At 53.4% G+C, this 12717-nt stretch carries 11 protein-coding genes and 1 tRNA gene; 10 read left to right on the plus strand and 2 right to left on the minus strand.

What is annotated here, in order from left to right:
• The first annotated feature begins 1 nt into the window (after position 1).
• Both PKO02S_RS03450 and PKO02S_RS03455 read left to right on the plus strand, forming a co-directional pair.
• Positions 2 to 223, plus strand: a complete 222-nt coding sequence (locus PKO02S_RS03450; protein ID WP_127579693.1) for a hypothetical protein — start codon at positions 2 to 4, stop codon at positions 221 to 223.
• Between the two features lie 258 nt (positions 224 to 481).
• A complete protein-coding gene (locus tag PKO02S_RS03455; protein WP_127579694.1) occupies positions 482 to 2401 on the plus strand; it encodes a hypothetical protein in 1920 nt (639 codons plus the stop codon).
• A 490-nt stretch (positions 2402 to 2891) separates the two neighbouring features.
• Here the strand turns inward: PKO02S_RS03455 and PKO02S_RS03460 are convergent, their stop codons facing one another.
• Positions 2892 to 3341 (minus strand): LiaF transmembrane domain-containing protein, encoded by a 450-nt coding sequence (locus PKO02S_RS03460; RefSeq protein ID WP_127579695.1) that lies wholly within the window; start codon positions 3339 to 3341, stop codon positions 2892 to 2894.
• 640 nt (positions 3342 to 3981) lie between these two features.
• Here PKO02S_RS03460 and PKO02S_RS03465 point away from each other — a divergent pair.
• From PKO02S_RS03465 to PKO02S_RS03495, 7 genes are all read left to right on the plus strand, one after another.
• Complete coding sequence (locus PKO02S_RS03465; RefSeq protein WP_164821274.1) at positions 3982 to 8298, plus strand: glycoside hydrolase domain-containing protein; 4317 nt, start codon at positions 3982 to 3984, stop codon at positions 8296 to 8298.
• 97 nt (positions 8299 to 8395) lie between these two features.
• Positions 8396 to 9433: an S-layer homology domain-containing protein gene (locus tag PKO02S_RS03470; protein WP_127579697.1), complete on the plus strand. Its 1038-nt coding sequence runs from the start codon at positions 8396 to 8398 to the stop codon at positions 9431 to 9433.
• Between the two features lie 168 nt (positions 9434 to 9601).
• Entirely contained in the window at positions 9602 to 9859 is a 258-nt protein-coding gene (locus PKO02S_RS03475; protein WP_127579698.1) for a glycosyl hydrolase family 28-related protein, read from the plus strand.
• 18 nt (positions 9860 to 9877) lie between these two features.
• Positions 9878 to 10093 (plus strand): hypothetical protein, encoded by a 216-nt coding sequence (locus PKO02S_RS03480; protein ID WP_127579699.1) that lies wholly within the window; start codon positions 9878 to 9880, stop codon positions 10091 to 10093.
• A 47-nt stretch (positions 10094 to 10140) separates the two neighbouring features.
• On the plus strand, positions 10141 to 10383 hold the full coding sequence (locus tag PKO02S_RS33085) for a right-handed parallel beta-helix repeat-containing protein (RefSeq protein WP_281280398.1): 243 nt from the start codon (positions 10141 to 10143) through the stop codon (positions 10381 to 10383).
• A gap of 135 nt (positions 10384 to 10518) precedes the next feature.
• Positions 10519 to 10767, plus strand: a complete 249-nt coding sequence (locus PKO02S_RS03490; protein WP_164821275.1) for a cupin domain-containing protein — start codon at positions 10519 to 10521, stop codon at positions 10765 to 10767.
• Positions 10764 to 11105: an AraC family transcriptional regulator gene (locus tag PKO02S_RS03495; RefSeq protein ID WP_127579702.1), complete on the plus strand. Its 342-nt coding sequence runs from the start codon at positions 10764 to 10766 to the stop codon at positions 11103 to 11105. The genes PKO02S_RS03490 and PKO02S_RS03495 overlap by 4 nt, the downstream gene beginning before the upstream one ends.
• Here the strand turns inward: PKO02S_RS03495 and PKO02S_RS03500 are convergent.
• Positions 11103 to 11175, minus strand: a tRNA-Val gene (locus tag PKO02S_RS03500). The two genes, PKO02S_RS03495 and PKO02S_RS03500, sit on opposite strands and share 3 nt — an antisense overlap.
• A 299-nt stretch (positions 11176 to 11474) precedes the next feature.
• On the opposite strand from PKO02S_RS03500, the gene PKO02S_RS03505 reads away from it, so the two are divergent.
• Positions 11475 to 12659: an HD-GYP domain-containing protein gene (locus PKO02S_RS03505; RefSeq protein WP_127579703.1), complete on the plus strand. Its 1185-nt coding sequence runs from the start codon at positions 11475 to 11477 to the stop codon at positions 12657 to 12659.
• Positions 12660 to 12717 lie beyond the last annotated feature (58 nt).

Here is a 12717-nt window from a genome sequence, read left to right on the forward strand (position 1 = left end):
GATGGCTCAACATGCGGGATCGTCTGCTGACGGGATTGACCCGGAAGCGCTACGGCAGCTGCTGGAGCAGCTGGACGGGCCTCAGCGCGAGCTCGTGAAGGCGCTTGCCCACCGCGCGGATCGGCTCGCCGATGAGAATGCCAGATTGCGGACAGCCGTGCTGAAGTCGACGCGCGTCACCGGCACGATGTCGAGTAAGCTGAAGGACGCTTTATACGAGTGAAGGGAAGAGATCCCGGAGCGCAGCGGAGTGGGATGCCGCTGCGCTTTTAGTATTGAATCAAGGACATCATTCCAAGATTCATGTCCCTGATTCCACTTACTGTAATTTTCATTATTCACTATAATGAGGTTGAAATTGAAAACGGCGATAGGATGGGAGGGGTACAGCGCGTGGCGCATGTGTGACGGAAGTGGAAAGGATGATTTGGCGCGGAAACATGAAAGCGTTACCATTTTGCGTTGAGAGGAGCTTGAGCTGATGAGAATGAGCAGAAAATTGAAAATGACCGCCTGGTTCATGATCGTTCTGGCTGTTGCTTTGCTTGGGAGCTTCGTGATCGGTTCCCAGAAACCGGTTTACGCGTACGGTACGGCGGCCAGTTGGAAGACAAGCTTTGACAACCTGCTGGCTGTAGGGGATACCTCTACCTATTATTACGGATACACGGATTTGGCCGACGACGCTTATTTGGCCCAGAACGGGAACTATACGCTGTCTGCGCTGCGCCGCATGTATGAAGTGACGGGACAAACAAGCTATTTACAGAAATTGAGCACATACACGGATAACATGTTCAGCCATCTCGGCGATGTGGATGGTGATGGATACCTCGGTTGGGGATCGACGTATTATCACCCGACCCATCAATACGAAGAGTACATTCTTCATCGCGGCGCGATGCTCTATGAATTCGCCAAGTTCATCCAGCTTGTTCGGTCGGACAGCAGCATAGCCAGCGCGACGAATCCGCAGGGCATCACCTACGGAGCGCAAGCGAACGCTATGGAATCGCTCATCAACAGCGATCTCATCCCAGCGTTCGACAACTACTGGTCGAACCAGTACAATGTGTACCTGGATAATCTCCATGCCGGCCTATCTTTGCCATACAATATGTATTTGGCTATGGCGTCGGCCCAATTGGAGATGGCCAAGGTTGATCTGGACGCGCATAAGCACTACTTGACTTGGGCGGACGGGATGACGGCCAAGTGGCATTACTGGTTGACGCTGAACGGTACCGGCTACCATTGGAACTATTGGGACCGATTAACCCCCGGTGATTCCCATGCGGTTAATCTGGAGGATTGGAGCCATGCGACGATCGATTTTCAGCATGCCATTACGGATTACACCAGAGGCGGGAAATTCAATACGGCGGCGATGACCCGTCTCGCCAATACGATCTATAACAATATGTGGAACGGGAGCACGACAGCCCCGAAATTATCGTTTTACGTAAACGGCAGTGGCTCCTATACCGGACAGTTCACGTTGCAAATCGGGGATATGGAACGCTGGAAGCCGGGAATCTGGACTTTGTTCGAGAAGGAAATTTCGTTAAGGAGTTTGAGCGGGTTCTCGGCAAGAACGTTGAACGACATCGCCATCCTGTACCAGCTGCATCCCGATCACGGGACACCGGGCTCATTCTCCCTCGCTAATCCGAGCAACGGAGCGACAGGCCGGAATCTGGATCTCGCCTTCTCCTGGAAACCTTCGGTGAACGCCGCCGATTATACGCTGCAGGTGTCCACTGTGAGCAACTTTGCGACCTTGACCGCAGAAGTGCCGAAGATTATCGGGACGAGCGCCATGTTGACGGGCTCCGTCTTGTCGCCGAGTACGACGTACTACTGGCGGGTAATTGCGCGCAACGGAGCAGGGACGACTACGACCTCGGGCACGAACAGCTTCACGACCGGAGCGAACAAAACGTACACCTTGACCTTCGCCCACCGGGACAATCGAACGGGCGGCCTGGCCGGGTATCATTACAAGCAACTGCTGATCGACGGTACGGTCGTATGGGATAGGGACGTGACGGCGGACGCCGCCAATACGTGGCTGACGGAATCGATCAACGTGACCTCGTATCTCGTCGGCAAATCCTCCGTGGACGTGAAGCTCCGACTGTACGATAAGACGGCCGTTTCCAACTACTCGGTCGACGTATATTTCGACAGCGTGGCGATCACGAACACCGAGATCATTAACAGCGGGTTTGAAACGGGGCCGTACTGGAACTGGGTCAAGACGATTCCCGGCTTCAGCGGCACATTCCCTGCGACGGCGCACACGGGTTCGAAGTCGTTATTACTCAGCCTGCCAGCGAACACCGCGACCTCGGCCGGGGACAATGCGGCAGTGAATCAAAGGATCAGCGTGATTCGATAAAATAAAATGCGAAAAGCCCTTGATTATCAAGGGTTTTTCCTTGTGTATGATCTGTAGCGGACTCAAGCGAAAAATATGACTTATAGGCGATATACGTCCTGCGGATTATTGCACGTATGAAACCACCGTGTTATTATTACAATAGAAATAAGGAGCCGGATCGCCGTCCGACTCCCTGTACAACATTTTGGGTGGGAAATCTCCAGCTATAAGCCAGAAAATAATCCGCACCTTGGCGCTAACCTGGGCGGATTATTTTCGTTTATTCAGATATGTGAGGAGCGCCAGCAAGAACATGCCGAGCATAATCACTTCTGTAAACGAAAACTGCATAAGCATCACCTCCGATCCGGAGGCAATACTTCCCACCCAAGTCTGTTGCACACTAGCATTATAGCAAATGTCGAAATAGCTTCCTAGGCGCTCCTTAGTAAGAGGCGTCTTTTTTTATTAAACGGCACGAAGTAGCACGTATTCGCCACTTATTTTATCAGGGCATTGAGCGACATATAAATCGTCTGGTCCACCACGCGGGTGGAGACGATGTCTTCTTCGCGCAAGCCCGGTACGCTCGCGCCGTCGCGGGATGTGATCCGGTATTGGCTGAACGCTTGCAGCTCTCGCGACGAGCTGGATTGAATCCGGATCCGTCCCACATTCGAATCGCTGTGCAGGACGATGCGCTCACCGATTGGTCCCGGCGGACGGCGAGATAAGCGAGCATTTCCAGACCGAGCAGCACGAATACGACCGGCCACCACATGAGCAGCGATTCCACTGCCCGGTCCTTGTTCCATTCGGTCAAAAGCAGCGCCACTCCGATCGAGATCAAGAAGAAGGCCATCTGCTGCAAGCCGTGGCGCTGCAGACCGAGATACATATGGCCCGCTCCGGGGAAAATCGACAGCAGCGTAGCCGCCGTAGACGAGTTGATAGACATAGGCCTTGTAGGCGTCCACGATCGGGCGAAACGCCTCCTTATCCCCGGCAAGCACTTGCCGAATCAAGTCATCCTGCTGAATTTCCCCCCCCCCTCCATTCCTTCAAGTACCACTTTATAGTCGAAAGAATCCAGGGGCGGCCCTGCAGCTTCGCTAACCTTTTTTTTCGCTAGCCGCGAGCGGGCTGTGAAATCAGGCCGAATAAAAGAAGCCCCTGCGTCGCAAGGGCACCTTGTGCTTGGCATGTAATCTATTTACAGCGACCTCGCATAGCCCGCTAGCTCGGGATGCGGCCATGACGATTCGGTTTATAAAGCGAATTCATAGTTATTTTTTTGCCTTTTTGCTATTATTCTAGATTTTTGTATATACGCTCAAAATCAAAAATATTAACGATGGGACACTAGCGATCTGCTTGCCATACTGAAACCAGACGCCGGCGAATGTGGGGCCCGTCACGATACCAAGCCTGCCGATGGGGATGACGAAACGGAGCAGGACGCCAGAAGAGGGGGAGGGCCGCAGAAAAGTACAAATGAAAGCGGTTACAAGTGTTTGAATGACATGTGTCAAGTCAGATGCATGAGCGGGCCGAGGCGCGACTAAACTCAATATATGAAAGGAACGTGGGTAAGCGTTATGCGGAAGAAAATATCTATTATAACTATTGCGCTACTGATGCTGCTCGGGACTCTGTTGCAGCAGATCGCGCCGAACAGCGTTTATGCCGCCGATCCGGTAATCGGGATCGCGGTTGGCGCGGATAACAAGCTGACGGTGACCTTCCCGGAGGCGATGGATGCTGCGCGGGGCGAGATTGCGGTGATCGACCCGGACAACCGGAAGATCGCAGCTGTCGTCTCTTCTCTGGATTTACCGAGCTTGTTCACCGATGCCGGACGGACGTCTATCGTACTGTCTCCGGCGACGACCGGCTTGACCGAGGTCAATGGCGGCGCATACAGGCTTGCGCTGAAGTATTGGAAGACGGCTGGAGGCACGCCATATGGCGATCTATCGGTACCGTTCACGGCGAACGACACGCAGAAGCCGTCGCTTGATCCGTTGTACTATGTCACAGCCGGCGCGACAGCGAATGCAGACAAGCTGTCGTTATATTTTGACGAGCCGATGAATGCCGATGACCTGGCCAATCTGGATCATTACGCCACCAATGGCACGAAATTTACGGCTATAGGCGGTATCACGATCCAATCGGTTAGTTCGGACAAGTCGACCGTCACATTTAATTATCCGAATGCATCTACGGCGCTGGTAGCGGGCACGAGCGTGATTTCGACGCAATCGTTGCGGGATTCTGCCGGCAATGTCGTTCGGGACAGTGCGACAACTGCGAATCTAAGAACGAGCACAACACTGGGATTTGCTCAGAGCTACTTCGACATCCGTTATTCGCTGCAGGCCCGCAATGTGATTCAGGTGAAGGATCGCAATACGATTGAGATTCGATTCAATAGCAAGATTGCGAGCGTGAATCCGGGCTTATGGACGGTGCAGCGGATTGTGAACAACACCTGGTCCAATTACACAACGTTCACGAACGCTCGGATATTGCCCGATGGCTACACGGTGGCGTTCACGACCGCAGCTTCACTCGATCTGGACGGCAACAAGTACCGGCTGAGCACGGCTGGGAATGCCAACATGATTCAGAACATTTACGGCAGTACCCGTCCGTCAGGCAATCAGAGTATCTGGTTCGACCTGGTGCGTCCGGAAGTGAAGACTGTCGAAGCCAAATCCGGCGAGGACAATGTCATTCAGGTGACGTTCACGAAGGATATGATCGGTTATGATCCGGCTGATTTCTTCGTCTATGAGGGCTTGAACAAGCTCGTAGCCGAACAGGATTACTATATCGAGCGAGTTTCGCCGACATTGTTCGAGATTAAGGTCAAATCCTCGGCGATCGGCATGAAATCGTTGAAAGTGGCGTTCCCTGCGGTTACTGGTCTGGTTGACGGATTCCGCAACAAGATGCTCTCTAGCGGTCAAGTGTACAATGTCGACTTGAGCGTCGGCTGGTTCCCGGTGCCAAGCGGTCAGGGCGTCACGAGCATCTGGGCCGTTAATGACGGCGAAGCGGTGAAGCGCGACGATCTGAACAACCCGAACAAGACTGGCAATTCGGCTTGGGATGGATCGAAGGTCAAGCTGTTCGGAGGTCGCAACGAGGTGCTCGCGTTCCAGATTATCGTGGAATCCGGCAGCGGCGGCATTGAGGAGCTGTCGGCGACCTTGCCTTCGCTGAATCGAATCGGCGGACCGGGCTCAATCGTCTATACGCCGCCTGCGGCGGATCCGACCTTGTACGCGGGGCGTCCGATTCAGATTTTTAGCCAGAATTACATGAAAGTGAATCAAATGACTGTGGCAAGTTGGATTTTACCTACGACGGGTACTGGCATCCCGACCAATCCTACGGGGTGGGTGCCGAATCAGCTCGTTCCGGAGAACGCGCTTCCCGGCAAGGGCGGCTTCCCGCTTGAAGTGCTGCCGAACCGGAATCAAGGCCTCTGGTTCGAAGTGTACACGGCGAAGGATCTGCCGGCCGGCGTATACACAGGTACAGTCAATGTGAAGGTCGATGGACATTCCTATCCGGTTCCGGTCGAGTTGAAGCTGTTCGACTTCACGCTTCCGGATGAGAACAGCACGGATATTATGCTCTACTATGAAGACGATCAGGTCAATCGCTACCATCAACCGGCGGACGCCGAGAAGTTCAAGGCGCTGCAGGATTCGTACCGACGCCTGCTGCACCGCAATCGCGTGGAATTCGTAACCGGCACGAATCTGGCCTCGGACGCCTACATTGCACAGGTTACCGAGAACGTTCGCTGGTACGATGGATCCGCCTTCACGGCGCAGAACGGCTATGAAGGTCCAGGAGCGGGAGTCGGCGGGACGATAATTCCGCGTACCATGTACGGTCCAGGAACCGAGTTCGACGAGTTGGAAAGCGCGCAACAGAAATCGGACGATTGGATGAACTTCCTGAACAATACGTTCGGAGAAGGCAACATCAAGACGTTCCTTTACATGCCGGATGAGCCTTCTTCCTCGCAGTATAATTATATCAAGCAGATTGCCAAGAACATCAAGACCGGCACGGGACCGGGCAAAGACTTGCCGATTCTCGTTACCTCCGCTTTCCAATCGGCCTTGGCGAGCGATGCGTCTAGCGTTGCGCCAGGGACGAACAACGTCATCGACATCTGGTTGTCGTTCACGAAGAATTACAATCATGCGACGGCATTGACGCAACGTGCATTGGGCAATGAAATGAACGTCTATAACGGACAGCGTCCGTATAGCGGCGTAGGGGTTTTGGATGTTCCGGCGACGGATATGCGCGCTACGATGTGGGGCGTACTCAAGCATGGCATGAGTAGCTTCTTCTACTGGCATTCGAATCAATGGTGGCATAATTCGTCGCTGTTCAGGGGGCTGAGCCGCTACCAGAATCCATGGCTGGAGTCGGTCACGTTCCGCAATTCAGGCAATGAATTCGCTAACGGTGACGGCGTCCTGATCTACCCAGGCCGAAACGTTATCGATCCGGTTGAGGATCGCGGCATCGAAGGACCGATCTCTTCGATCCGGTTGGCCAATATTCGCAGAGGGATTCAGGATATGGAATACATGGAGATGCTGAAGCGTCTCGGCAAAGAGGACGAAGTCAATACCGTTCTCAACGCGAATGTTCCGGTCATCTTCACCAATCCAGGCGGTACGCTTGGCTTCTCGCAGACGGGCAACGCCTTCGAGAACTCCCGTTACGCTATGGCTGCGTTGATCGATGAACTGTCTGCAGAACCTGCGCCGGAGCTGGGCGGTACGATTAACGGTCCATCGAGCGTGCTCGTCGGCGAGCCGTTCGAACTGACGATCGGACTCGAAGCGGCTGAATCCGTGCCGAATTTCACGACACTTGATGTCATCGTCCGCTACGACAAGAACAAGATCTCGTTCCCTACAGTAGTGAACAGCGTGTACACTTCCCTTGCTCCAAGCGCGATCGAATACTTGCGGAGTCCACCGCAGCTGCTGGATACGGCTGTTCGGGTGGACGATGGCGAGATTCGCATCATTCTCATGGTTAGCAACGGCACGCCGTTGTCTGGAGCAGGCGATCTGTTCAAGCTGAAGGGTGTCGTTAAGGCAGACGCAGCAATCGGGAATACGACGATTTCGCTGAATGATTTTGAGCTTGCAATCGCTTTGGACGCCTATGAAGTCGCTGGAGGTTCGATCAATATCCAGATCGCGCTGGCGAATAAATCGACGCTGAGCACGCTCATTAATGCGGCCGAGACGCTCCACAATAATGCAACGATCGGTTCGACCCCGGGCACTTACCCGTCGAAGACGGCGTTCAACGCAGCCATTGTTGTGGCGAAAGCGGTTCTGAACAATGATCTCGCGGATCAAGACGCCGTCAATGCGGCTGTCGTCGCGCTGACCTCGGCCATTACCGCGTTCCGAGCATCGATCAATCTCGATCCTGGTGTCGATCGCTCCGCCTTGATCGCCGCGATTGAAAAAGCGCAACAGAGACTTAACAAATCGACGGAAGGCACGAAGATTGGCCAATATCCGGCTGGTTCGAAGAGTACGCTGCAAGCCGCGATTACCGCTGCGAGCAATATGCGGTATAACGGAGTAGCGACCCAAGGTCAAGTGAATGACGCGGTCAGCACGCTGCAAGCGGCGCTGAACGACTTCATGGACCAGATCATTACCCTCGTACCGAATGGTAAGCGCGTATCCGTTCGCGACCTGTCGTTCCTGGTTCAATACTGGAATACAGCGCCAGGCGACGCCAACTGGAGTCAAGTCGAGAAGGCCGATATCGTGAATGCCGGCCGGATCAACATTCAAGTACTGGCGGCAGTCGCGCGCATGATTCTCGAAGACTGGGTAACGGATTAAGCTTCTTCACCGCTGAATTATAGTACAGAAGGCCGAGCAGGAGGATGATCTGCGGATCATCCTCCGATTCGCCATTCTACCGAAAGGAACACGGACTATGACACGAAATCGAACGCTCCGCAACACTTTAACGCTTCTTCTGGGTTGCGCACTCGTTACAGGCGGGCTATGGATGCCAGCGGCGCTTGCCGAGGAGAAGCCGACATTCGTACTGCAGCAGATCGACGAGCCGACCGGCACGACTGGCGAGGTACGCTTGTCCGTATCGGGACAACATCTGACCGATCTGTATGCTTATGAGCTTCATCTGGCTTACGATCCGCTGCGCTTGAAGTTAAAGAGAGCGGAAACCGACATTCCGGGATTCACCGTATTGCCGAAGGAGCAGGAGAATCGCATTACGTTCGCGCATACGAAAGTAGGCGGCGTTCCCGGAGAGAATGGCGATTTGACGCTTGGCGAGCTGACCTTCGAGACGATCGGGGACGGGGTGGCCAAGGTATCGCTGCTGGACGTGCAGCTCGTCAATTCTCGGCTGACCATGACAACACATGCGGTCAGCGCCGGCGTGCTCATCGGAAGCGCTCCGACGTTGACCGATATTGAAGGTCACTGGGCGGAAGACAGCATCCGAAAAGCAGCCGCGCTCGGTCTAGCCGACGGGTATGAAGATCGGACGTTCCGTCCGCAGAATCCGATTAGCCGCGCCGAATTTGCCGCTCTGCTCGTTCGCGCGATGGAGCTGCCCTTCGGGAAAGAGACTGCATCGACCTTTGCCGACGACAGCCGCATTCCCGCCTGGGCGAAGAAGTATGTAGCGGCAGCCGTTCGTGCGAATCTGCTCTCTGGTTATGAGGATCGAACCTTCCGCGCCGACAATCTCCTGTCGCGGCCGGAGATGGCAGCCATCATGGTCCGGGCAACAGGGATGCCGGTGTCGCCAGAAGCCGTACCCGAATTTGCAGATGTGGCGGACATTCCGTCATGGTCGCGTCCTAATGTCGCCGCCGGCGCGAAGGCCGGTCTGATCGACGGGAAGGATAATGGTCTGTTTGCGCCGAATGAGCATACGACTAGAGCGGAAGCGATAACGATCATTCTCCGTTTGCTGGATAAACTGGATCAGCAGCAATAGAGTGACGCGCATGAGGGAAACCGGAACGTCCTTTTCAGAGTGGGAGGGATGGCTGGGTTCCCTGCTTGCGTTTCGCAGGAGGCGAGGCAAGAACGCTAGCCGCTAGGAGAGAGAAGGAGCAAGTGACCAGCAAGATTCGGAGGAGAAACAACATGGGAGAATTACCGTATGAAAAGAGCACATCAGACGATAACGGTCGGCGATGCCGCCGCACATATTCAAGGCTATTCTTCGCTTTCAATACAAGCGGCAGTTGATGCTGTCGCGCGTAACGAAGGAGGGACCGTTGTGCTCTCCGGCGGAGTCTATGAGATCGATCGGCCAATCCGGCTCTACGAACATGTCCGGCTGACGGGTGCAGGAAGAGAAACCGTGCTGAGGAAAATCGATGGTGTCCGTTCGGCGCTTCGCGTCGATGCCGATTAAGGCGAGCTGCGGGCGGAGGTGGAAGATGCCAGCGGCTTCAAGGTCGGCATGGGGATTCAAATTCACGACCGGTTGACTGCGGGGAACTATTTGACGAGCACAGCGGTCATTACGGCGATAGAAGGCAATACGCTCTATTTCGACCAACCGTTAGTTTACGATTACAGCGTCCATGAGGGCGGCGTCGTATCCAATGCAAGTTCCATCCTTTACGGCGTCGATGTGCAGCGGTAAGCATCTCCTCGCTTCTGATCGATGGCAATCGGGCGAATAACGATTGGATCAACGGCTGCCGAGGCGGCGCCATCTACTTCTATCAATCCAATCAGTGCACGATCGAAGAGGTCGCGGTGACGGATTTTAATGGCGAAGGCGTCAGCTCGCAGATTAGCGAAGACTTCACGATTCGCCATTGCGAGATTACCGGCAGCGCCTCGAATGGGTTGCATCCCGGTACGGGGTCCCTTCGGAGCCACTATTCGACAGTGGATCCGAAGGTTTTTCATGTTCGGGATAGGACTTAAGACGCGTGTGGGGCTAGTGAAGTGCCGTAAGTTCATCCAATGCGACCTATTGTTGACGCTTGCAGGGTTGGAATCAAAGGGAATACATAAAAATAAAATCACCAAAAAATATAACTATTGCCGATGCAAAGCCTCGTGTCCTACGGTAGCCTGGGCAGCGACTTGTTCGTCAACCGCTTGAAGCGGACAGCCGCGCCGAATCCCGCCAAGGGGCAGAAGTATTACCATAGCAATTATGAAATCTATTACCTGGTATCCGGCTCGCTGACTTATTTTGTGGAAGACCGGGCGTATGCGGTGCGGGAAGGAGACCTGGTGTTCATCGACCAACATGTCCTTCATCGAACATCTTACCGGGATCGGACGGAACCGCCGGACGCATGATGAGACGCACGCCGCAGACGCCATTCGGGCATCCAAGCCCCGTCCATGCGAAACTATCCAAAATCGTGCAATTTCTCAATCGTCATTATGAAGATCCGATGTCGCTGCAGGCGGTGGCTGGACGAATCGGGATGAGCGCCGCGTATCTCAGTCGGACCTTTCGAACGGTTACCGGCTTTCATTTCGTCGAATACTTGAATCTGGTGCGCATTCGGGAGGCGGGGCGGCTGCCGGATTATTTTCGTTTATTCAGATACGTGAGGAGCGCCAGCAAGAACATGCCGAGCATAGGCGCACAAGGAAAAGAGCCCTTGATACACAAGGGCTCTTGCTTATGATCTGTAGTGGGCTCGAACCACTGACCCCTACCCTGTCAAGATAGTGCTCTCCCAGCTGAGCTAACAGATCATGTTGATTTTCTTTTTTTGGGGAACGAGATTTATAATACCAAGGTTTGTCCGGAATGTCAACATCGGGTTCATAATAATTTTATAAAGTAGGACGAAGGCGGCGGGAGAGGGCAAGTTCTGCAGGGCCTAATCGATGTCGGCTGATCTATAGGTCGGAAGGTTGCGATTTATAACTTTTTTTGATTGGAATAGGGGACAAAGAAGGAATTGTTTCGTATGGTGTCGAAAGGTTAATAAGTTTCCTGTATCACGCCACAAACATAGATTCACATCATATAGAGGCTGAGAGGTAATGAGATGCAAAAGGGGCTGCTACACCAAACGGTAATCGACCAGGAATTGCGAGCCGTCAAGTTATTTTTAGTGCTGTACTACTTGCTGCAGGTTATATTTGATTATAGTTTATATTACTTGTTTCCAGGTGTCTTCAGTACCAATCGAAGCTTCAACGAAGGCGGCCTGGGCTACTTCCTATACATAATTGAACTTGCGTTGCTTCCTTATGCGATTTATCTGATTCGACAAAAAAATCCGTTTCCAATTAAATATTTATACCTGGGCGTTTTCCTGCTCGCGACCATGACGAACGACATCATGATGTATTGGGGAGTTGAGGAAAAGTACCAAAGCGGCAACATCGGGGAATTGCTTTTCTTGTTCTTTACACCCATTTTCTTAAATCGCCGCTACTTCTTCTACGTAATGGCATGCTTTATTTTGAAATATGCGATAACCGGCATAGTTCTCATGCAGTCGATCGTAATCGTGCCCATCTCCTTAACTATCGTGATCTCATCCATTACATATATCCTCTTGAACCGCTTCCTCGACTACGTGAAGGCAGTAAGGGAATCGTACAACGTGCAGATGGAGGAAATCGTCAAAGGAATTGTCGCCACGCTGGAGCTGAAGGATCCTTATACCCGAGGCCATAGTGAGCGAGTCGCCCATTTCTCCTTGCTGCTCGCCCATCGAATGGGGCAGTTTTCGGAGGAAGAGCTGAAATTGTTCTACTACGCTTGTCTGCTGCATGATGTCGGCAAGGTGAACATTCCGGACTATATTCTGACTAAGCCGTCCTCCTTGACCGAGGCGGAATACGACATCATTAAGAGTCATCCGGTAGTCGGGGCCAACGCGATGAAAGGGATCGAAGGCCTGAAAGATAGTGTCGAAGTCATCCTGCACCATCATGAGCATTGGGACGGCAACGGCTATCCCGACCAGCTTCTCGGAGACGAGATTCCGATTCTGGCCCGGATCACCTCGGTGGCAGACGCTTTCGACGCGATGACCACGATGCGTTCCTATCGCGATGCATTGCCGGTCGAGGAGGCTTATAGACGCATTATTGACGGCAAGGGGAAACAGTTCGATCCCCGCGTCGTAGAAGCTTTCCAAGAGATCTTCCCTCTATGGGTTGATTATATCAAACAGCGCGACAGCCTGAAGGCTGCGATGCAGAACCAGTTGGCTATCTAACCCGCTATTCAGATTGCACTTTACGAATGGAGGAGGTGAAGCGAATGTGCTGGTGGTG

It is taken from the genome of Paenibacillus koleovorans NBRC 103111 (genome assembly GCF_004000845.1).
GTDB classification, from domain to species: domain Bacteria; phylum Bacillota; class Bacilli; order Paenibacillales; family NBRC-103111; genus Paenibacillus_AA; species Paenibacillus_AA koleovorans.